Origin of the sequence: Embleya sp. NPDC127516 (genome assembly GCF_044765325.1) — a bacterium.
GTDB lineage: Bacteria > Actinomycetota > Actinomycetes > Streptomycetales > Streptomycetaceae > Embleya.
This window is the reverse complement of sequence record NZ_JBIWJT010000033.1, coordinates 74,160-95,081: the sequence shown is the minus strand read 5'-3', so window position 1 is coordinate 95,081 and position 20,922 is coordinate 74,160. Positions and strand designations below refer to the sequence as shown.

The 20,922-nt window shown below is 68.8% G+C and carries 14 protein-coding genes and 7 CRISPR repeat arrays; of the genes, 7 read left to right on the top strand and 7 right to left on the bottom strand.

What is annotated here, in order from left to right:
* Positions 1–334: 334 nt before the first annotated feature.
* Complete coding sequence (locus tag ACIRL2_RS41615; RefSeq protein WP_402239476.1) at positions 335–1,060, bottom strand: hypothetical protein; 726 nt, start codon at positions 1,058–1,060, stop codon at positions 335–337.
* Positions 1,061–1,143: 83 nt separating this feature from the next.
* Positions 1,144–1,721: direct repeats of the CRISPR family, unit length 28 nt; unit sequence GTCGGCCCCGCGTCCGCGGGGATGGTCC.
* 115 nt (positions 1,722–1,836) lie between these two features.
* Between ACIRL2_RS41615 and ACIRL2_RS41610 the strand changes: the two genes are divergently transcribed.
* Positions 1,837–2,067: a hypothetical protein gene (locus ACIRL2_RS41610; RefSeq protein ID WP_402239475.1), complete on the top strand. Its 231-nt coding sequence runs from the start codon at positions 1,837–1,839 to the stop codon at positions 2,065–2,067.
* 643 nt (positions 2,068–2,710) lie between these two features.
* Positions 2,711–3,184, top strand: a complete 474-nt coding sequence (locus ACIRL2_RS41605; protein ID WP_402239473.1) for an excalibur calcium-binding domain-containing protein — start codon at positions 2,711–2,713, stop codon at positions 3,182–3,184.
* A gap of 443 nt (positions 3,185–3,627) precedes the next feature.
* A CRISPR array of direct repeats spans positions 3,628–4,327; the repeat unit is 24 nt; unit sequence GTCGGCCCCGCGAGCGCGGGGATG.
* Positions 4,328–4,430: 103 nt separating this feature from the next.
* Here the strand turns inward: ACIRL2_RS41605 and ACIRL2_RS41600 are convergent.
* Positions 4,431–5,729 carry a hypothetical protein gene (locus ACIRL2_RS41600; protein WP_402239471.1) on the bottom strand — a complete coding sequence of 433 codons (1,299 nt, stop codon included), beginning with the start codon at positions 5,727–5,729 and terminating at the stop codon, positions 4,431–4,433.
* A gap of 121 nt (positions 5,730–5,850) precedes the next feature.
* Entirely contained in the window at positions 5,851–6,420 is a 570-nt protein-coding gene (locus ACIRL2_RS41595) for an RNA polymerase sigma factor (protein ID WP_402239468.1), read from the bottom strand.
* Between the two features lie 357 nt (positions 6,421–6,777).
* Here ACIRL2_RS41595 and ACIRL2_RS41590 point away from each other — a divergent pair, with 357 nt between their 5' ends.
* Positions 6,778–6,960, top strand: coding sequence for a hypothetical protein (locus tag ACIRL2_RS41590; protein WP_402239465.1), 183 nt, complete (start codon positions 6,778–6,780; stop codon positions 6,958–6,960).
* A 327-nt stretch (positions 6,961–7,287) separates the two neighbouring features.
* On the opposite strand, the gene ACIRL2_RS41585 is transcribed toward ACIRL2_RS41590, so the two are convergent.
* Complete coding sequence (locus ACIRL2_RS41585) at positions 7,288–7,635, bottom strand: hypothetical protein (RefSeq protein ID WP_402239463.1); 348 nt, start codon at positions 7,633–7,635, stop codon at positions 7,288–7,290.
* A 271-nt stretch (positions 7,636–7,906) separates the two neighbouring features.
* Positions 7,907–8,606: a CRISPR direct-repeat array (repeat unit 28 nt; unit sequence GTCGGCCCCGCGAGCGCGGGGATGTTTC).
* Positions 8,607–8,882: 276 nt separating this feature from the next.
* Here ACIRL2_RS41585 and ACIRL2_RS41580 point away from each other — a divergent pair.
* Together ACIRL2_RS41580 and ACIRL2_RS41575 are read left to right on the top strand one after the other, a co-directional pair.
* Complete coding sequence (locus ACIRL2_RS41580; RefSeq protein WP_402239461.1) at positions 8,883–9,347, top strand: hypothetical protein; 465 nt, start codon at positions 8,883–8,885, stop codon at positions 9,345–9,347.
* A gap of 481 nt (positions 9,348–9,828) precedes the next feature.
* Positions 9,829–10,344: direct repeats of the CRISPR family, unit length 28 nt; unit sequence GTCGGCCCCGCGAACGCGGGGATGCTCC.
* A gap of 421 nt (positions 10,345–10,765) precedes the next feature.
* Entirely contained in the window at positions 10,766–11,965 is a 1,200-nt protein-coding gene (locus ACIRL2_RS41575) for a methyltransferase domain-containing protein (RefSeq protein WP_402239459.1), read from the top strand.
* Between the two features lie 397 nt (positions 11,966–12,362).
* Positions 12,363–13,000: direct repeats of the CRISPR family, unit length 28 nt; unit sequence GTCGGCCCCGCGTCCGCGGGGATGGTCC.
* A gap of 255 nt (positions 13,001–13,255) precedes the next feature.
* On the opposite strand, the gene ACIRL2_RS41570 is transcribed toward ACIRL2_RS41575, so the two are convergent.
* Positions 13,256–13,540 carry a hypothetical protein gene (locus tag ACIRL2_RS41570; protein ID WP_402239457.1) on the bottom strand — a complete coding sequence of 95 codons (285 nt, stop codon included), beginning with the start codon at positions 13,538–13,540 and terminating at the stop codon, positions 13,256–13,258.
* 332 nt (positions 13,541–13,872) lie between these two features.
* Positions 13,873–14,938: direct repeats of the CRISPR family, unit length 28 nt; unit sequence GTCGGCCCCGCGTCCGCGGGGATGGTTC.
* 1,051 nt (positions 14,939–15,989) lie between these two features.
* Between ACIRL2_RS41570 and ACIRL2_RS41565 the strand changes: the two genes are divergently transcribed.
* Both ACIRL2_RS41565 and ACIRL2_RS41560 read left to right on the top strand, forming a co-directional pair.
* Positions 15,990–18,338, top strand: a complete 2,349-nt coding sequence (locus ACIRL2_RS41565) for an NACHT domain-containing protein (protein ID WP_402239454.1) — start codon at positions 15,990–15,992, stop codon at positions 18,336–18,338.
* A gap of 52 nt (positions 18,339–18,390) precedes the next feature.
* Positions 18,391–18,591 carry a hypothetical protein gene (locus ACIRL2_RS41560; RefSeq protein WP_402239451.1) on the top strand — a complete coding sequence of 67 codons (201 nt, stop codon included), beginning with the start codon at positions 18,391–18,393 and terminating at the stop codon, positions 18,589–18,591.
* Between the two features lie 315 nt (positions 18,592–18,906).
* Positions 18,907–19,543: direct repeats of the CRISPR family, unit length 28 nt; unit sequence GAGCGATCCCCGCGAGCGCGGGGCCAAC.
* Positions 19,544–19,622: 79 nt separating this feature from the next.
* Here ACIRL2_RS41560 and cas2e read toward each other — a convergent pair.
* A complete protein-coding gene (cas2e, locus tag ACIRL2_RS41555) occupies positions 19,623–19,901 on the bottom strand; it encodes a type I-E CRISPR-associated endoribonuclease Cas2e (protein ID WP_380014033.1) in 279 nt (92 codons plus the stop codon).
* The gene (gene cas1e, locus ACIRL2_RS41550; RefSeq protein ID WP_402239450.1) at positions 19,898–20,920 is read right to left on the bottom strand and encodes a type I-E CRISPR-associated endonuclease Cas1e; all 1,023 of its coding nucleotides are present in this window, start codon (positions 20,918–20,920) and stop codon (positions 19,898–19,900) included. The genes cas2e and cas1e overlap by 4 nt, the downstream gene beginning before the upstream one ends.
* Positions 20,921–20,922: the final 2 nt, after the last annotated feature.

Sequence of the window (20,922 nt, the reverse complement as noted above, 5' to 3'; positions counted from 1 at the left end):
TTCGGTCCGGCAAACACGTTGGCCCGGCGAACAGGGGATGGTTCTCCCGATACGCCGCTGGGACTTGCGCGCCGTCGAGCTGGCCCCGCGGCCGCGGGAATGGTCCCTCGACTCCCCGAACCAGGTTGCCGCGCGCGATCGGCCCCGCGAACGCGGGGATCGTTCCGCACGGCGATGCGGGCCAATACGCGGGGATGGTCCTCCACGCCGCCTCGAAGGTCACCTCCGGGCCGAGTCGGCCCCGCGAACGCGGGGATGGAGCGGTGACCGTCACTGCGATCCGGCTTTGGCTCCGCTCCTGAGCCCTTCTCGCCCGCTTCCGACCCGCTCAGGCTTACCGCAGGACGGGCCGGTTGGCGGATGTGTACTCGTTCGCGACGTCGAACACACTGGCACAGGCTGGGCATTCAGCCTTGCCAAAGAGGAGGGCGATTCCGTCCGCGAGTGCCTCATGCCCGTCGCGGACGGCAGTCTCGTACATCCACCGGCCGGTACCGGAGAGTGCCTCGGAGGGCGTCGGCCGCAGGTCACGGCGGTCCACGTCGCCCTTGTTCCAGTCCCGGATCGCTGAATAGCACCCGTAGTCCCCGATGGCGATCGTCACTTCCACGGCACAGTTGGGGCACACCAGGTGGTAGAAGTCGTCCGTGAAGTCCCCCAGGACGGCACTCCGGTGGTATTCCTCCATGGCCGCAAGCGAAGCGAGGAAGGCCGCGAGGTAGTCGGCTGGCCGCGATTGCAGGTGTCGGTCCAGAAGCCTGCGGAACTCGGAGATCTCCTCGGCGCAGTTCGCCAGCAGATCATCGCAGCCGTGGTGTCCTGCCGCGCGTCGCAGGATCGTTCCCGCCAGGCCACGCGCCCGTGCACTCCTGGAGGCAAGACACATCAGGCGCGGCAGGGCGGCAAAGCCGGCGGGGAAGACGAGGTCGTGTTCAAGGACCAGCCGGTATCCCAGCTCCTTCCATGCTTCGGCGTCGTCCTCGAGCTCCACCTGTTCCAGAAGTGCGGGGACTCGATCGACATCCCCGTAGCAGTCGTGCATCTGCGTCCAGTTCACCACCGGGGCATTGAAGCGCCTCGTGGCGGCCTGAATGGGCGCCCCTGTGGTCCGTTCGTTTCCATGGCGAGGCGGCTCTGTATCCAGTCGGCCCCGCGAACGCGGGGATGGTTCGGAGACCTACGGCGCCGCGCCGGCGGGCACCAGGTCGGCCCCGCGTCCGCGGGGATGGTCCCACGTAGTAGCGCGCCTGTACTTCCTGTTCGATGTCGGCCCCGCGTCCGTGGGGATGGTCCTCCTGGAAGGCGATTGCGGCCTGCGTCTGCGAGGTCGGCCCCGCGTCCGCGGGGATGGTCCTCCGGCCGATCCTCTAACGGCCGGTCGAGCATCGTCGGCCCCGCGTCCGCGGGGATGGTCCCCAGCGCCACCGGGGGGCCAGTACGAGCTGGGTGTCGGCCCCGCGTCCGCGGGGATGGTCCAACTCACCCTGCCCTGGTCGAACGCAGTGAACGGGTCGGCCCCGCGTCTGCGGGGATGGTCCCGTTCGATTACCGAACGCGCGGCCGCCGGGCAAGTCGGCCCCGCGTCCGCGGGGATGGTCCTCGGGTATGACGCACGATGGATGCGCCTACGAGGTCGGCCCCGCGTCCGCGGGGATGGTCCCCACGATCGGGGCGGTGGCCTTGCGGGGATTCCGTCGGCCCCGCGTCCGCGGGGATGGCCCGAATCAAAGCAGCCCGGCACCACGGCCATTCTGCGGGCCGGCCTACGAACGGTGCATTGGGGACGAACTGCGGAGACGACCACGGACACCATGACGTCGACCTACCGTGGCCCTCATGACATCCACCGACCCCTTCTCCGAGATCGTCGGGCGGAGCGCAATCGAGGCCGCTCTACGAGGTATTGCGCCCCGTCCCGTCACGAACACGAAGTACTTCGTGCGGATCGCCGGACGCGCCTACCCCGTAAAACAGGTCGCACGTACATACACCGGTGTGCAGACGTTCAATACCCGACTGGCGCAAAGGTTCCTGCGACTCAACGGGTTCGAGATCCACAAGCATTAGCTACATACCGAACGAAAAAGGTGTCACTCACGGTAGATTCTCAGATCATCCAGGGTCGGCCCTGCATACAGGCGGGGATGCTCCCGGCGGCTTCGTCACCGTCTACAACTCCGTCGCGTGGGCCCCGCGAACTCGGGGATGGTCCCGCGGCGTTCGTCGCGACACCGATCGGGGCGACGTCGGCCCCGCGAACGCAGGGATGGTCCCTGGTCGGCATCGCTGCCGAGTACGGCGAGCTGGTCGGCCCCGCGAACGCGGGGACGGGACCTCTTTTTGCGGCTTCGGGGCCGTGCCCCACTGGTCGGCCCCGCGTCCGCGGGGATGGTCCCGCGCTGGGATCCGAGTGCTGGACTGGCACGTGGTCGGCCCCGCGTCCGCGGGGATGAGCCCGGCCAGGACTTCCGAAGCACCGTCGACATCCTGTTGGCCCCGCGAACGCGGGGATGGTCCGGGTTGGCACCGAGGTTCGGTGCCGGCCTTTCGTCGGCCCCGCGAACGCGGATTCGTCGCCGACGCACTGCCCGGGCATCTGCGGTCGAGAAGCGTCGTTCCGAGGGAATCCAACTCCTCGGGTGGCAACCTGACGGCAGACGATGCATGCTCGTCGTGATCGCTCGATCACCTCACGTATTGGAGTCGTGTCGTGCGTATTCGTCATGCCGCTTTCGCCGTCGCCATGGTCGCCGTCGCCACCATTCCCCTGGCCTCCACCGCCGATGCGGTGCCGGTGGGGGACCGGGACTGCAAGGACTTCGCCACCCGCGAGCAGGCCCAGGCCGCGTTCGATCTCGATCCCTCCGACCCGGAGCGCCTGGACGCGGACAACGACGGCCTCGCCTGCGAGGAACGCCCCTCCGTCCCCGGCAGCGCGAACACCACCACCCCCGGAGCCGTGCCGGCACCCCCCAGCGCCGCCACCGGCCCGGCGGGGGCGGCCGAAGGTTCCGCCGCGGTCGTCGGCCGCACTCCCACCGGGGCAGTGGCCGCCGGATTCGGCCCCACCGACCCCGGGCACGGATGGCTCGCCGGCGGTACCGCACTGATCGCCGCCGGCCTCACGACCGGGGTCGCAACCGTCATGGTCCGCCGCCGACACACGTCGCCACGCACGGCCTGACTCCCCGGCCTCGCGCGGACGGCCGAACTCCCACGAGGACCTCCCCGGCCGGGGAGGTCCTCGTTGGTGAGGGCGTTCCAGAAGCCACAGGGTCGCCGGAACCAGGACCGGGGCGGCTCGCGCCGCCGTGGCGGAAAGCGGTTCGCGCAAGCCCGTGGCGACCCGCTGCCGGCCCCACCCGTCAAAGACCGGCCATGGCCGCCTCGGCCGGACTCGGAGCCTGGAGCTTCCACAACCCCACCCACCCGGTAGACAGGATTGCCCGCGATCGTGCCGACCTCGGTCGGTCCGGATCGATCACCGCATCGACGCACAGAGGCGGCGCTCGGATGAACTACCGTGGTGTCGGCGGAGGTTCACCGCGCCGAACACGACGCCCGGGTGGCATGATGCAACCGAGCGAAAACGCTGTTACCGAATGGTAGAACCCCAGGTCATCCAGTGTCGGCCCCGCGAGCGCGGGGATGGTCCAGCACCACACATGTCGATTCGAGACACGACCGTGTCGGCCCCGCGAGCGCGGGGATGGTCCTTCTCGCGCTCATGCGCCGCAGCTTCGGCGGTGGTCGGCCCCGCGAGCGCGGGGATGGTCCCAGCAGGAGACCGACGACATGTTCGACCGCGCCGTCGGCCCCGCGAGCGCGGGGATGGTCCCAGTCCCTGTTCTGGACCGACCCGCCGACCGGGGGTCGGCCCCGCGAGCGCAGGGATGGTCCCCACAACGTCGGCTCTCAATCGAGAATCCGACAGTCGGCCCCGCGAGCGCGGGGATGGTCCCCGCGATCGGGTGCTGGGCGCTGTCGAGTCGGGGGCGGCCCCGCGAGCGCGGGGATGAGCCCTGCCGGCACCAACGCCGGCGATCCTCGTCACCGTTGGCTCCGCGAACGCGGGGATGGTTCCCACGCCACGTGCGCATCGCAGCGCGCGCCACGGTCGGCCCCGCGTCCGCGGGGATGCTCCCTGCGGCCTGGCCTGCGAGTCGCCTGGGACCTGGTTGGCCCCGCGAACGCGGGGATGCTCCTCCGGACCCGCCGATCCTGCGCGCCTTCGCTCCGTTGGCCGTGCGAACGCGGGGATGAGCCCTCCTGATCGCCGACTTCGGTGACGGTGACGAGGTTGGCCCCGCGAACACGGGGGTGTGCCTGGAAGTTCGCCGCCGCCGTCACGTCGTTCCAGGCACCGCGGAAGGCCCCGCCACGGCTCCGGGGCACTACTCATGGACGTGCGCAGTGCCGCGCGCTCGTTCTCAAGGGCACGACACCACGTCGCTCTCGTTCCGTAGATATTGTGGAGCGGAAATAGAATCTCCCGATGTCGCGGACGATGGGTACGCATTTGCGGCGGGCAGCGAGAAGCATTGATTCAGAATGCGGATCTCGTCCAGCATGCGATAGGCCCTATTCGACGGGACAGAAATGTCCTTTGCTCTCTTCTGTGAAACACGGGAATCCTGTGTGCGCAAGTCGGAAGAAAGAGTTGAGATTTCTTTCGGGTCGGGAGAACGGCGGGACCTCAGGAGCCTCCAGGGGAACGAGTGATCGGGGATGAGTGGATCCGACGCGAGAAAGACATCCAAGTCGAATTGGTCCCCGTGAAGGATGGGGGGCATCTCCGTCAGGCACCCGAGTAGCCGTGCCAAGACTCCTTCGACCGAGGAGCCCCGTTCCGTGGTGTCGTGAGCCGTGCCCGCGCCTCGCTTCGGCTCCACTCCGTCCGACCTCCTCGCACAGGCCAAGAGATCGAGGAGTTCGCGCACGTCGCGCGCCGGTTCTCCCAGGACTTCGGCAAGAATCCGGATCGCCTGCTCACTGTCGCCACTCTCGTAGCGAATGCGGGCGAGGGCGATGGCCCCCAGCGTGCTCCCCGCCTCTGCGGCCCGGAGGTACCACAGCGTCGCGCCACACGGATCCCGACGGCGTTCGTGACCATGGCCCACGAACGCCGCCGCGTCGGGGTGGCCGTGGGCGGCGGCCCGGGCCATCCACGGTTCCGCGTCACCCGTCCGTCCTGCTGCGATCAACCACCGACCATGGGCATAGGCCGCCTCGGCGTCACCCAGACACGCTCGCGCCCACGTGCGTTCCCTCTCCCTCGTACGCTCGCGAGCGCTTCCTCCACCGACCGCGGGCGACGTCTCGGATCCGAACGCGAAAAGGGAATCCTCGCACAAGGGAAATGGCGAACAGATGATCTCGGAGTCTTGATTGCCCCCGGCGCGGGTCGCGGGACCCGAATCGAAGCTTGTCGGAACCGTGCGAGACACAGGATCGGTGTCGTCGACCAGGTATTCGAGGAGACCGCCGTCAGCCGCCCGATCGAGGGCATCCTTGTATTCGTGGTCGTTTCGAGCACGCTCGACTTTTTCGCTGACGCCTTGCAGAAAATCATGTGAGATTGCCATCAGTGGATTTGTCTTTCCTCCGCCTGTCGAAAGATGAATAACGGCTTCCCTCTCATCGGGCCGCGTCCGCGCTGTGTCTTCGCCGAATGGATGCGCGAACGGCGTGACATCGATGTGTTCGGGGGTGGTGTTCGTCGGCGACAACGGATCCTCCTCCTGCGCGAATACCGGCGACGGTCCTGCCTGCGTCCCTCGGACGACGATCACCCCGGGCCGGGGCACGCAGTGCGCCCCCGGCCCGGCGAACGACGACTGTGGACCGACCTCATCCCGCCCGCACCGGACTTGCGGCGCCTTCGGCCTCGTACACGAGCCTGGCCTGCTCACGAATGCGCTGCTGGTGACACTTGACGGTTCCGACCGCCATCCCCAACCGGCGAGCGATGTCCCGCGGTGCGAGAGCGTGATACAGCCACAGCAACGCAACCTTTCGTCGCGTGAAGGGCATCGACGCCAGGAAACGGCTCATCGCGAGAGTGCCGCCGACATCGTCGATAGCACCCGAGTGCTGCGCACGATCAAGGATCCAGACATCGTCGGTCAGATGGACCACGGCCCTCGGCTTCCACACGTCATAGGCACGATTGCGGGCGACCTTGAACAGGTATCCGCGCGGACTCGGTGCGGATCGGACCTGGTCCCAACGCGCGTACACGATGGCGAACGCGTCCTGAGCGAGGTCCTGCGCGTCCGCCTCCAGACGCGGAAACGACCTCGCGACGAACGCGACCAATGCCGGGGCGTTCTCCACGACGAAACCGGTGAACTCGTCGTGAAACCTTCGCCGCCGATGCTCCGAATCTCCATCAAAACCACCCTCTTGCTCCTGCTCCACGAAATCTGTGATCGAACTCCGCCCCGGAGCGGTAGGTGACGATGTCACTTCGTCCACCGCCGAGACCGGGTCCGGCAGCTCACGGACGACCGAACCGGCCGTCCTCTACGGGGTTCGACACCACACGCCCCCCGGGACACCTCACACCGCATGCGCCCGCATCTCCCGTCCGCCGATGAACATCTACACCTCTCAGACCCGTCGAGGCCGATGAAGGGGTTACAGCCCGGCGAACATCCTTCGTGCGAGCGCCGATGGTGCCCGGGCGGGTAGGCCGCGATCCGGCACCGCAGTAACCCGAACGAAGGCCTGCTGGAGTCAAAGGGGCGACGGCCGACTCGACCCACCGGAGAACCCATGACCCTCGTCCAAGCGCTCATGCTCATCATCGCGTTCTCACTCTCGTTCAACATCGCCCTGGTGGTCGGCATTCTCAGCAACCGATCCGGCTCCAGCATCGCCAACGCGACCCTGTGCGCGGGGGGTTCGGCCGGATCCTGCTTGATGATCTACTTCGCCGCGATCGCGGCCTACCGGTGACGGGTCACGAGTCCTCGACGACAGCACGCCGGGCCGCGCCCGACCGACTTCGAGGCGATCCGAGCACACCACGGCCGCAGTTCGTGTCGGAGCGAACACGGGGCACGAACTCATCAGCCCCGCGAACGCGGCGAGGGTCCCCGCGCATCACACTCGACCTGGCCGCTTCGAGTCGACCCCGCGAACGCGGGGATCGCTGCCTGCCATCCGTCCCGAAGTCCCGGGATGGACAGGGCGGCTCCCGCAGACAGGATGTGCGCCCATGCGCACCCGGGGGCACTTCACAATCCCCGGGTGCCCGTCCCGCTGCGGCTCGACGACCGCCCCTCAGACGTCGAAGCGTTGTTCGGTGGCGGTGGGATGGGATGCGGACCCGTATCGCAGAACGATGTGCGCCGGGCGGAAGGGCAGAGCGTGCAGCACCGGTGCCATCACGGCGAAGAGCGCGTCGGCGTCGGGACCGTACGCGTAGAGCACGATCTCGCCACCTCCGAACTCGTGCCCGTCGAACTCGCCGACATCGGCTTGGCCGATCGCCTCGATCAACAGCGCCTCGACCCGGCGGACGGCAGCCCGCTGGTGCTGTGTACCGAAGCCGTCTTCCGCCAACCGATACCTCGCGATGACCGCGTGCTCCGCCTCGGCCTCGGGTCCTGCGCCGTCCGGATCCGTCATCCGGGAACGATCTCATCCCCGGCCGTCAGCAGACCGGCCGGTCGACCCCGCCCAAGCGGGGTGGTTGGTCCCGCAGGCGGGAATGCTCCGGCGCAAGGCCCGGTTTCGGATGGCCGAGGTCATGCCTCGGACGCACTGCTCGGTGCCCGTCCGGGTGAACTACCGTGGGGCCGAGGAGAATCCGCCCGCCTCGCGTCAGCCGACAACAGGTGGCAAGATGCAACTGAACGAAATCGGTGTTACCCACTGGTAGAAGCCCAGGTCATCCAGCGTCGGCCCCGCGAGCGCGGGGATGTTTCGGATCTCCGTGGGTTCGGCCGGGTGTACGGCGGGTCGGCCCCGCGAGCGCGGGGATGTTTCTCCGTTTCGCGAGCCCCAAGTCACTTCCAATGAGTCGGCCCCGCGAGCGCGGGGATGTTTCGCCCTCGAAGGACGCGACGATCTGAACTTCCCAGTCGGCCCCGCGAGCGCGGGGATGTTTCCCCGTCCAACGACTTCTTCGCGGCGGTCATCACGTCGGCCCCGCGAGCGCGGGGATGTTTCCGGCCGCGCTGCACCGGCGGATCGACGACACGAGTCGGCCCCGCGAGCGCGGGGATGTTTCCGGTGACGGCGTGGAAGTTACGCCGTCTGTCGAGTCGGCCCCGCGAGCGCGGGGATGTTTCCGATCCCGGTCACCTCGGCGGCGATGGCCCGCCGTCGGCCCCGCGAGCGCGGGGATGTTTCCCGGCAACGCGAGTGCCTGCGCCCTGTTCCGGCGTCGGCCCCGCGAGCGCGGGGATGTTTCCTAGGCCCAGGGGTCCGGCTCGTCGTCGTAGCCGTCGGCCCCGCGAGCGCGGGGATGTTTCCTCGCTGGGGAACTCGGCCCTGGCCATTTCCAAGTCGGCCCCGCGAGCGCGGGGATGCTCCCCCGTTCCAGTGCTTCGCGCGATTCTTCTGCGCGTCGGCCCCGCGAAGGCAGGGATCGTGCCCGCTCTCGCCGGGCCCACGCAGTGACTTTTACCCGTCCGACGCCGCCGGCGACATCGACCGCATCTCGCGGGACTGCCGCAAGTCCTCGGACAGTTCAGCGCACACATGAACCGGATGGACGCCAACGGCACTCGTGAGACATGTCCGTACGGCTACTACAGGCCGCTCTTGTCGAGCGGACAGCAAATTGTCCAACCGAAATAGACATTTGATAGCCAATCACCCTAGTGTCATCGTCGAGGAACATCGCCTCACGAATCTCGGGAGCGCGCCGCATGTCCATCGACGCCGTATTCGAACAACCCGACATCGACCCCGACATCGCCTCCACCGACGATCGGCGGCCCATCCCCACCTACACCGCCACCGCCACCCGCACCGGCAAACAGTGGACCGCCACCATCACCGGCCTGCCCGAAGGACGCACCGCGCAGGCCCACGGACCCACATGGGGCGACACCGAACTCGCGGCCTTCTCCGTCGTCGGCGAGATACTCGACGCGGAACCGGCGACCTACACGGTTCGCCTCGTCCCCGCAGACCCCACGGCCCTCGACGCCCTCGACACCCTCGTGCAGGCCCGCCTCACCCTCGCCCACGCCGAGCAGGCCGTACGCGACGCCGCCCGCAACGCCGCCCGCACCCTCACCGATCAGGGCTGGACCACCCGCGACACCGGCACCGCGCTCCGCCTGTCCCACCAGCGCATCTCGCAGCTCGTGAACAGCCCCTCGACATAGGCCGATCGCACCCCCATTGCGCAAACGATCCACAACAGCGCAACGTGGCCCCACGCGAGTGGGGATGCTCCCCCGCATTCGCGTGCGATCTCGGCGAGTTCCGCGTCGGCCTCGCGACTGCGGGGATGCTCCTCCACGACAGCCGGCACCCGCGACGGCTCACCCGTTGGCCCCGCGAACGCGGGGATGTTCCTGCGGAAGGCCCCGGCCCTTCACGTGTCCGAGGCCAATTCACACCCGCCGAGGTGACCCCGGAACGGTCGACGCAGGTGGTCGCCTGTGATCCATCCGGCGGTCGATCACCAGGCAGCCCGGCCCTCGGCCACCGCCTCCGCAAAGGCGGTGAGGAACGCCAGGAGAGAGGCCGCAAGGTGAACTACCGCGGAGTCGAGGCAGATCCGCTTCACGACGGGCAACAGGTAGCAAGATGCAACTAAATGAAAACGGCGTTACCCACCGGTAGAACCCCAGGTCATCCAGCGTCGGCCCCGCGAACGCGGGGATGCTCCCCGGCCGAACCACCGCCCGTTCGTCGCCGGTTGGTCGGCCCCGCGAACGCGGGGATGCTCCCGGCTGCCGTCGGCACTCGCTTGAACTGGAGCGGTCGGCCCCGCGAACGCGGGGATGCTCCCGGCTACTACGAGGAAGACGTGATGCAGCGGGGGTCGGCCCCGCGAACGCGGGGATGCTCCCTCACGCAGAGCGAGATGGCCGGCTTCGCCGAGGTCGGCCCCGCGAACGCGGGGATGCTCCCGTTCTACGGCAGCGCCGCCCTCAGCAGCCCCGGTCGGCCCCGCGAACGCGGGGATGCTCCTGCGGTGATCCAGGACGGGTAGCTCTGCTGTCCGTCGGCCCCGCGAACGCGGGGATGCTCCTCGTCCCAGGTGGCTGTGGTCGACCACCGCCAGGTCGGCCCCGCGAACGCGGGGATGCTCCTTTCGCGACCTCGGGGGGCGCCTTGCCCCATGAGTCGGCCCCGCGAACGCGGGGATGGTTCACTCGGTGCTCCTGAGATCCAGCCTCGCATGGCTTTCGACCTGGAATCGGCTCCGCGCAAGCGAGTTCGCAAGTTCGGGCTGTTCAAGGTTCGGCCGCTGCCGGTCATGCCGCTCGCGGACGTGCGTTGCCTGCCTCAGGTGGGCCGGTGTGGTCGGAGGTCGGCGTGAGGGGATTCCGCAGGCGTTGCCACGGCCGTACCGTGGACGCGTAAAGCTCTCGTCACCGACCGTAGCGAGCCGTCCGATCGTCGTGGCCCGATCCGGTGGCGGGAACGGACCGACATCGCCGAAGGGATCGTCGACGTGGGTGATCATTCGAGTCCCATACCGAGCGACGGCAACCAGCCCGGGAGGCCCGTGCCCCCGCCCATCCTTCCTGACAAGCCGCCGAACCCCGGTACCCCGAAGAAGGACAAATAGGTGACGAGTGAGACCACGGAGCGGGCCCCGGCGGGCCTGCTCCGTCTCGTGGAACGCGTGACCGGTCCCCTCCCGGGCCCTTGGCGCGAGGCCTTCGTGCACGTGCCCCGCGGCGCGTTCCTGCCCGACGTGGTGTGGGTGCGGCTGGTCGACGGCATGCCCGACCACGCGCCCGTCGACCGGACCGTCGACCCCGACCGCTGGGAACAGGTCGCCTGGTCCGACGTGCCTGCGGTGATCCAGGTCCGCGACGGTCACGAGGGCGAATCGGGCGAGCCCGCCTGGCCGTCCTCGTCCGTCTCCCAACCCTCGATCGTCGCGAGCACCCTCCTGACCCTGGACGTGTCAGACGGACAGCGGGTCCTGGAGATCGGCACCGGCGGCGGCTGGAACGCGGGCCTGCTCGCGCACCGACTGGGCGACGCGAACGTCGTCACGATCGAAGTGGACCCGGGACTGGCAGCGGCCGCCCAAGGCCGACTCGAGGCCCTCGGACTGCATCCGACAGTCGTGACGGGCGACGGGGCAAAGGGGTGCGCGGAGCAGGCTCCGTACGACCGGATCCTCGGCACCTGCTCGGTGGCCCGCGTCCCGCCCGCATGGCTCGAACAACTGGCGCCCGGCGGCTCGATCGTCACACCCTGGACCACGGCATGGGCCACCTACGGAAACCTCGTCCTGACACCCCGTCACGACGGCACCGCCCGCGGCCGGTTCGTCCACGGCGGCGCATTCATGGCAATGCGCGACCACCGCTCCGCCATACGCGACGTCGCGGCCCTGGCCCGACCCTCGGACAACCCCGACACCGGCACCACCCGGCTGTCGCCGTGGGACGTCGCGGGCGGAGACCGACACACCGAGGCCGTCATGGGCCTGATCCTGCCCGGCCTGCGCACCCACTGGAACGACGACCCACAGATGGGCGACGCCTTCCGGTCACGACTGTGGATCCGGGACGACGCACTCACCTCCTGGGCCACGATCGACTACGACGGGCGCCAACTCGACACCTTCCACGTCCGCCAACACGGCCCCCGCCACCTGTGGGACGAGACCGAGGCGGCCTGGTCCTGGTGGACATCGGCCGGCCGGCCGGCCTTCGACGAATTCGTGCTCGACATCGAGCCCGACGGCAGGCAGGTCGTTCGCTGCGGCAAAGCGGGCGGCTCCTTCTGGCCCGTCCCGCTCGACACATGATCCCGCAGCCGCTCGATCCGCGGCCCCGCACGCGCGGAGATGGTTCCGGGCGGATCAACGGCATTCACCCCGAGGGCAAGTCGGCCCCGCGAACCCGGGGATGCTCCGGCGGAGGGCCCGGGATCTTCATGTGTCCGAGGCCGAGTCACACCCGACGACGTGACCCGGAACGGTCGACGCAGGCGGTCACCAGTGATCCATCCGGCGGACGATCACCGGGCAGCCGGGTCCTCGGCCACCGCCTCCGCAGAGGCCGCGAGGAATGCCGAAGGAAAGGCCTTGGGGTGAACTACCGTGCAGTCGGGAGAGATTCGCTTCACGACAGGCGGCAACAGGTGGCAAGATGCAACTAAATGAAAACGGCGTTACCCACCGGTAGAACCCCAGGTCATCCAGGGTCGGCCCCGCGTCCGCGGGGATGGTCCGCGGCGACAACCCGCCGGCGACCGGCCTCGATGGTCGGCCCCGCGTCCGCGGGGATGGTCCGATCCGGGCGTGGCCTCCGCCTCCGCTGCACGGGTCGGCCCCGCGTCCGCGGGGATGGTCCTCGTCACCAGGTCGCTCGGGATGTCGGTGTCCAGTCGGCCCCGCGTCCGCGGGGATGGTCCCGCGATTGGTGGACACCGGGTCACCGACGTAGAGTCGGCCCCGCGTCCGCGGGGATGGTCCCTCCGGTTTCGTCGGGCTGCACGACCCGGGCGCGTCGGCCCCGCGTCCGCGGGGATGGTCCAGACCGCCGCCAAGGCGGCCCGGGCCGCCGAACGTCGGCCCCGCGTCCGCGGGGATGGTCCCTGAACAGGCACAACGCAAAAAGCCCCGGGCTGGTCGGCCCCGCGTCCGCGGGGATGGTCCCGCGGCACCATCACGCGGGCCCCCGGGGAGAGTGTCGGCCCCGCGTCCGCGGGGATGGTCCCGGCCGCCTTGAACTCGTCGGTCTCACTGGTCGGTCGGCCCCGCGTCCGCGGGGATGGTCCCCTCTTCCGCGTTCAGGAAGAGCAGCACGTGCAGTCGGCCCCGCGAGGGGTAGGTTGGTCGGCCCGAGGCGTCGGCCCCGCGAACGCGGGGATGCTCCCCACGGGTCGCCGTTGATCGTGAGGCCGCGGACATCGGCCCCGCGCCCGCGGGGATGAGCCCGTGCATTCCGAAGCACGCCATGCCTTGCCCGGTCGGCTCCGCCAACGCGCGGACGCTCCAGCGGTGTTGATTCGGCTCGTGGTAATACGCCCAAGCGCACCGAGGGCACTTCACAATCCCCGGTGCCCGTCCTCGCTGCGGTTTGACGACCGCCCCTCAGAGATCCAAGCGTTGTTCGGTGGCGGTTGGATCGGACGCGGACCCGTATCGCAGAACGACGTGCGCCGAGCGGAAGGGCAGAGCGCGCAGCGCCGGTGCCATCGCGGCGAAGAGCGCGTCAGCGTCGGGGCCGTACGCGTAGAGCACGACCTCGCCACCTCCGAACTCCTGCCCGTCGAACTCGCCGACACCGGCTTGGCCGATCGCCTCGATCAACAGCGCCTCGACCCGGCGGACGGCATCCCGCTGGTGCTGTGTAACGAAGCCGCCTTCCGCCAACACTGTGCGATGACCGCGTACTCAACCTCGGTCTCGGCTCCCGTGCCGTCCGGATCCGTCATCCGGGAACGATCCCACCCCCGGCCGTCAGCAGGCCGGCCGGTCGCCCCCGCCCAAACGGGATGGTTGGTCCCGCAGGCGGGAATGCTCCCGCGCAAGGCCCGGTTTCGGATGGCCGGGGTCATGCCTCCGACTCACTGCCCGGCCGGCCCTTCCGAGTGAACTACCGTGGGGCCGAGGAGAATCCGCCCGCCTCGCGACAGCCGAAAACAGGTGGCAAGATGCAACTGAACGAAGTCGGTGTTACCCACTGGTAGAAGCCCAGGTCATCCAGCGTCGGCCCCGCGTCCGCGGGGATGGTTCCGGGTCGGCGTGCGGACGTCACCGATCGAGGTGGTCGGCCCCGCGTCCGCGGGGATGGTTCCGCCCGCCGGCCGTACCTGGACGCGCCGTCCGCGTCGGCCCCGCGTCCGCGGGGATGGTTCTGGCCACGGCAGGACTCCAAGCACTGGGCGGGAGTCGGCCCCGCGTCCGCGGGGATGGTTCCCGCGATCGAGTGATCGCGGCGGTCGAGTCGGGGTCGGCCCCGCGTCCGCGGGGATGGTTCTGCCATCGCGATCAGGCACAGCAGCCGCATCACGTCGGCCCCGCGTCCGCGGGGATGGTTCCCAGCCCAGCTGACGCGCCGAGGGCCCGTGCTCGTCGGCCCCGCGTCCGCGGGGATGGTTCCACTTCGCCCAACACGATGAACAGATCGATCGTGTCGGCCCCGCGTCCGCGGGGATGGTTCCCGCGATCGCCGCCCGGCTGGGCGTGACGAAGCGTCGGCCCCGCGTCCGCGGGGATGGTTCCGGGTCGTTCATGAAGTTCCCGGACACCGCGCGGTCGGCCCCGCGTCCGCGGGGATGGTTCCAGGTACCAGCCGCGCACGCTCCGCTCGCACGAGTCGGCCCCGCGTCCGCGGGGATGGTTCCACGGAGACGAGTGACGCGGAAGTTGAGTCGGTGTCGGCCCCGCGTCCGCGGGGATGGTTCCTTCCGCCGGATGGGGCGCACTTCGTCCTGGTCGTCGGCCCCGCGTCCGCGGGGATGGTTCCGGGTGGGTCGAGTGCCCGAACGGCCATGAAGTGCCGGCCCCGCGTCCGCGGGGATGGTTCCAAGAAGGGCAAGCCCACCGGCGTGCATCTGCCGTCGGCCCCGCGTCCGCAGGGATGGTTCCGGGCCGCGTCGTCGATGGGGATGTCGGGCCGGGTCGGCCCCGCGTCCGCGGGGATGGTCCCTTTCCAGCGGGTTGCTCGCCAGGAGGGAGAGGGTCGGCCCCGCGAGCGCGGGGATGTTCCGGCCTGCTGGAGCGCGAGGTGTCGATGCGCGAAGTCGGCCCCGCGAGCGCGGGGATGAGCCTGCCGCACCCCTGGCCCAGGGTCTTCACGTGTCCGAGGCCAATTCACACTCGACGACGTGAACCCGGAACGGTCGACGCAGGCGGTCGCCAGTGACCCGTCCGGTGGCCGATCACCAGGCAGCCTGGCGACCCCAGGGTGAACTACCATGGAGTCGAGGGAGATCCGCTTCACGACAGGCCGCCGGAGCATCCCTGCGGATGGCCGGGACCATCCCCGCGGACGCGGGGCCGACTTCACGGGTGCGCGGGATACCTGGGCGGTTGCCGGACCATCCCCGCGTTCGCGGGGCCAACGGGCGGGGGCAGCTCGGCCCGCTCCGCGGTCGGCCCCGCAACGCGGGGATAGTCCGTCGACCATTGCCATCCGCCCGCGCACACTGCGTTGGCCCCGCGAACGGGGACGCCCTCTGACGATGGACGAGTCGAACCTGGTCCTGGCATGACCTCGCAAGAGCACGGATCCACCGACGTCGTGAGTCTTGGAGTGGTCCACTCAGGCGGCTGCCCGTGATCCGTCCTGCCTGCCAGTCACGGCGCAGCCGGGCCTCGGCCGCAGTTACCGCAGGTCTGGGGGAGTGCGGGTGGAGAGGCAGTCGGGTGAACTACCGTGGGGCCACAGGGAGATCCGCCTCGCGGCACCCGGCAACAGCTGGCAAGATGCGAGTGACGAAAACGGCATCGCCTACTGGTAGGAGATCAGGTCATCCAGCGTCGGCCCCGCGAACGCGGAGATGTTCCCGACGGCAGACCGGTCGGCGTGTACTGCTCGAGTCGGCCCCGCGAACGCGGGGAGCGGGGGTCTTCCGAAGGAGAGCCAGAGGAGCCCTCCATCCCGGTCCTGAATCGCGCTGGCCTCCGAGCGCGACCTCGGGCGCATCGTCGCTGCGGGCGTTGAGCTGTCGTATCGCCGAGAGGATAGCGCTGTGAGGGATCGGGTTGGGACCAGCCCCACGCTCAGTGCAAGAACACGTTGGCGAACGGCAGGCGGGGCGCCCTAGCCTGGTTGGCCTTTCGTTGTGAGTCATCACCGAACTGGAGATCCGGACACCACATGTCGATCACACCGTCCGAGTTTGAGGAAGAAGTGCGCAGGGTGGCGCGTGCGCTGTGGCCGCAGGCTGCCCACGGTGGGCCGGAGATCGTCGACGAACGGGAAGTCGACGGTGTCTTCGACACCGAAGAGGTATCACACATGGTCGAGGCGACCATGGACCGGCGGGTGGGCAAAGCCCACAACGTGGGGCCCAAGCTTCATGGCCATCTCAAGCGTGCGCGCAACCGCGGGACGTTCGCCAAGTCGTGGTTCGTCACCTACGAGCCGCCAACAGCGGATCAGCGAAAGGTGTTGCGGACGTACGACCCCGCCATCGAAGCGGTCTCCTACGACCAGTTCCGCTCCAAGATCGTTGACGCGCGCGAGTATTTGCGGCTGCGTGACAAGGCAAGCTGGGGCAGCGCCGCAAATCCGGCGACCAACAGTGCGGTGGACCTCATCAAGTACGTCCAACTCGGGATCACCCTGACACCTGCGGCACCCGTCGCCTCGATCCATGCACGCAAAACCACCAAGACGCCGACTCCGAAGACGACCTCGTCGCTGTCCGACATCGTCGCCGCGATTGAGCGCGGCGAGCACGTGGCGCTCCTCGGTGACTACGGCGCTGGCAAGAGCATGACGCTTCGAGAGATCCACTCCCGGCTTGGGCGGAAGTACCTAGCGAACGAATCACACCGTTTCCCCATCACGCTCAGTCTCCGGCGCCACTACGGGCAGGACGACCTCGCGGAGGCGATCTCTCGCCACGCGGTCCATCTGGGGTTCCCGAATCCGGACAAGCTGGTAAACGCGTGGCGGAGCGGTTACGCCTACATCCTCCTAGACGGCTTTGATGAGTTGGCGGCACCGGGGTGGAGCGGTTCCCCCGAGGCGATTCGGGAGAACCGACGAGCCGCGACCGTGCTCGTCAAGGAGTTCGTCGGGGAGTCACGTGCCGAGGCTGGCGTCGTCGTAGCGGGCAGGCGCTTCTACTTCGACTCTCTCCACGAGATGGGACGAAGTCTTTTCGATGGTGCTCCGCACCTGATCGCGTCGCTGAGCGACTTCACGGATGCACAGGCCCGCGAGTTCCTCGGCCAGTTCGAGGGCCCCGATGCCACTGCACTTCCGGATTGGCTCCCCGTCAGACCCCTGCTTCTGGGGCATCTCGCCGTCGAGGGGATCATCGGGGACATCGGCGATGGTGAAGGACTGGCGCCCGCTCCGGGCTGGGACTGGCTACTGACCAAGATCAGCGAGCGTGAGTCCTTCATCAGGCAAGGCGTAGACGGTGCCGCCGTTCGGGAGGTCATCGAGCAACTAGCCGGGTTCGCTCGGCAGACTCCCCAAGGAGTCGGCCCCGTGACGATGAGCGACATCGTCGACGCGTTCACGGTTGTCCGGCGCCAGCCACCCAGCGACAAGGAACTGACGCTGCTCCAGCGTCTTCCCGGCCTCGGAGGTGAGGAGGACGACTCGGAGAGGGGAACCCGACGATTCGTCGACACCGACTTGGCGAGTGCCGCGCAGGCGGCGCAGTTGACCCGCTTCATCATGGACCCCCACGGCAACTACGACGGGTTCAATCCGAAGAAATGGACGTCGTCGATGGAACCCTTGGGGATCGACGTGGCCGCATTCCAACTGTCCAACCTCGAGGTGCAAGAGGGACAGGTCCGCAAGGCGCTGGATCAAGCCGTCCGTACGGACTGCGGCGAACTCGCCGCCGACGTGGTCCGGATCGCCATCGCACTCGATATCGACCTGCAAACCAGCAAATCGCTAAAGTACGTCGTCTCGAACGCCATTATTCCGAGCCTCGATATCAGCGAGGGCGGCCCGAACCTCAATGGCGTCGAGTTCACCCACTGCCTCTTCTCTGAACTCGTCGTCTCCGGCGACCCGGCCGAAGCCGGGCTGCCGCGGTTCTACTCCTGCGATGTGATGGAAACCCTCGGCCGCCTAGGCGAATCGGACATGCCGAAGGGCAACTTCCAAGACTGCACGTTCACGGACTTCCCCGATGCCGCCGACCGCAACGCCACGATCATGGACTCGACGATCCTGCCTGTCGGCACGCGGGTCGTCATGATCCTTCTTCGCAAGTTGTACATGCAGCGCGGGAGCGGCAGGAAGGACAGTGCGCTGACTCGGGGAATGAGCGCGAGTGACGCGGCTCTCGTCTCCCCAGCCCTCCAACTCCTCCAACACGAGAACCTCGTGTTCGCCACCCGAAGCGGAAAGAACAAGGTGTGGCTTCCCGACCGCAGCGCCGGTCCCCGTGTCCGAGCGTTCCTCGACGCCCCCCGTGTGGGCGACGATCCGCTGGTGGAAGGCAGCAAGGAGATTGGATTGCGTCGATAATCTTTCCGAAACGCCTCGTACCAACGAGATCAGCCGCCTCCGCGTCGTCGGCATGCGCGAGCGGGGCTGTGCCCGAATCCGCCACACTCGTTTGGGCCTGGAGGCGGTCGGCCCCGCGCTCACCCTGCCGCGACCGCTGAACGCCACCCTCGCCTTCGGTTTGTTGCGCTGGGCGCAGCGCCGCCCCGACATCGCCGACCCGGACGAGCACGTCGCCTTCGTCGGATCCGGCCTGCGCGCTCGCTTGGGATAACCAACCGATACCCAGCTCAACCCGAACGCGACTCTCTGCCCGCCCAGTCATCCAGTGTCGGCCCCGCGAACGCGGGGATGGATCCCGAGCGCTGTCCCGGACCCCGCCTGCTCGACACGTTGGCCCCGCGAACGCGGGGATGGACCCGTGAGGGCCTGCGCGAGAGTGGCATCCTTGCCGTCGGCCCCGCGAACGCGGTGATGGACCCGTGCCCTTCGCGCCGAACAAGCGCGTGGTGCTGTCGGCCCCGCGAACGTGGGGATGCTCCCAGGCCACCACGATCACGTCCGGCTTCATGCTCGTTCGCCCCGCGCCGGAGCGATCCCCGCGAGCTCGGGGCCAACCCAGTAGATCCCGGCCCGATACACCCGCCGGGAGCGATCCCCGCGAGCGCGGGGCCAACCGCAACGCCGATCTTGCCTACGGCGCCGATGACGAGCGATCCCCGCGAGCGCGGGGCCAACAGCGGGCGTCCCGTGCCCGCGCCGCCTCCGGGTGAGCGATCCCCGCGAGCGCGGGGCCAACTCCAGGGTGCACAGCATCCACGGGTCGGAGGTGGAGCGATCCCCGCGAGCGCGGGGCCAACCAGGTCGACGGACAGTCGGTCACCGGAACGGTGGAGCGATCCCCGCGAGCGCGGGGCCAACCGGCTGCGGCTCATCCGCAACGAGGCAAGCGCGGAGCGATCCCCGCGAGCGCGGGGCCAACCCCCAGCCCATCGCGGGCATGCGGCCGGGCTGGGAGCGATCCCCGCGAGCGCGGGGCCAACAGACCATGATCTTTTGGGGTCAACCACCCCGGGGAGCGATCCCCGCGAGCGCGGGGCCAACTTCCCTTTCCGCGGGCGTGGCGTACGCCCTGCGGAGCGATCCCCGCGAGCGCGGGGCCAACCGGGGTCATCCCGTGGCCCGACTTCATGTCGAGGAGCGATCCCCGCGAGCGCGGGGCCAACACTGCCTGACCTGGGCTTCTACCGGCAGGTAACACGGATTTCATTTAGTTGCATCATGCCACCACGCCTGTCGATGTCTTCACTTTCCAGGACGCGCCGACAAGATCAGTCCGTCGAAGTCCGTCGGTCGCCAGCGATCGCGTCCGGCCGTGCGAACGGCCCAGCCCTGTTCGTTGTTCGCCGGTTCGGCCATTACGGCCTGTCCGTCCCGGATGCGCTCGGTCAGGAGTTGCCAGAGGCGGTCGCGTACTCGTCGGCTGGGGGTGCCGACGAAGACGCCGGCGTTGACTTCGACCATCCAGCGGGTGAGGTGGCCGCGCAGGCCTTCCGGGGCGGCGATGAGCACGATGACCGTCACTGTCTCCCGCCTTCGGTGGGTTCGTCGAAGTCGGGGCCCAGGATGGCAATGTGGTCCTCTCCCATCGACGCCTCGCGGACGAGGTCCGGCGCGTCGTCCCCGCCGTAGTCGACGCCGCCAGCGACGGTGCCCGTTTGGTCGTCCCAGAGTTCGTTGGTCTCGACGTCCGGGATTTCGACTCCTTCGGGGGACAGCAGTGACTTGACGTCGTTCACGATTCGTCCCAACAGCTTGTCGCGTACGATCAGTTCGCGTAGGCCGACGCGGGCGTCGCGTTCGTCCACGAGTCCCTTTGCGGCCAGGTCGAAGGCCAACGGTACGGAATATTCGGCCTTGTAGAGGTCCGCGACGTCCTGGACGAACGACGTTGCCGTCCCGGTGTGAACGAAGCCCAGGCCCGGGCTCGCGCCCAGGCCCACGATGACGGCGTGGCTGATGCCGTACAGTGCGGCGTTCGCCGCCGAGTACAGCCGGTTGACGTCGTCGCCGGCGGCGAAGGCGTCGCCCGCGCGGTATTCGCGGCGTTTCCACGGCACTCCGGTGCGTTCCGATTCCGCCTTGTAGACGTCGCGCATTCGTCTGCCTTCGCGTCCGCGCAGCACCTGCATCGTCGTCTTCGACACGTCCTCGCCGGGGAAGCGCATGCCGTACATCGCGCGGGCGACGGCGAGTCGTTCCTTGGGTCGGGTCACCAGCCATGCCTGCCGGTGCAACAGTCCGGCGCCGCGTGCGGGGCCGATGCCGGTGGCGTACAGCCGTACGCCTCGTTCACCGACCCAGCACACCGCCGTACCGGAGTCGGCGAGGACCGCGATCGCCTGGTGGGTGACGCGGGTTCCGGGTCCGAGCAGCATGACGGCGATCATCGCGGCCGGGACGCGTACGGTCTCGCGTTTGTTGATGATGACGACGGCGTTGTCGTCCCGGTCGACGTGGCTGCGTTCGACGTAGACGCTGGAGACGCGATCGACCAGGCGGTGCAGGTCGTGGGGGTGGGCCTTCCACCAGATGTCGGGCACGG

Bases quoted from the DNA above. Each gene is read 5' to 3' on its own strand.
- ACIRL2_RS41610 (WP_402239475.1), top strand. From the start codon at position 1,837: ATGACATCCACCGACCCCTTCTCCGAGATCGTCGGGCGGAGCGCAATC.
- ACIRL2_RS41590 (WP_402239465.1), top strand. From the start codon at position 6,778: ATGACCCTCGTCCAAGCGCTCATGCTCATCATCGCGTTCTCACTCTCG.
- ACIRL2_RS41585 (WP_402239463.1), bottom strand. From the start codon at position 7,635: ATGACGGATCCGGACGGCGCAGGACCCGAGGCCGAGGCGGAGCACGCG.
- ACIRL2_RS41580 (WP_402239461.1), top strand. From the start codon at position 8,883: ATGTCCATCGACGCCGTATTCGAACAACCCGACATCGACCCCGACATC.
- ACIRL2_RS41565 (WP_402239454.1), top strand. From the start codon at position 15,990: ATGTCGATCACACCGTCCGAGTTTGAGGAAGAAGTGCGCAGGGTGGCG.
- ACIRL2_RS41560 (WP_402239451.1), top strand. From the start codon at position 18,391: ATGCGCGAGCGGGGCTGTGCCCGAATCCGCCACACTCGTTTGGGCCTG.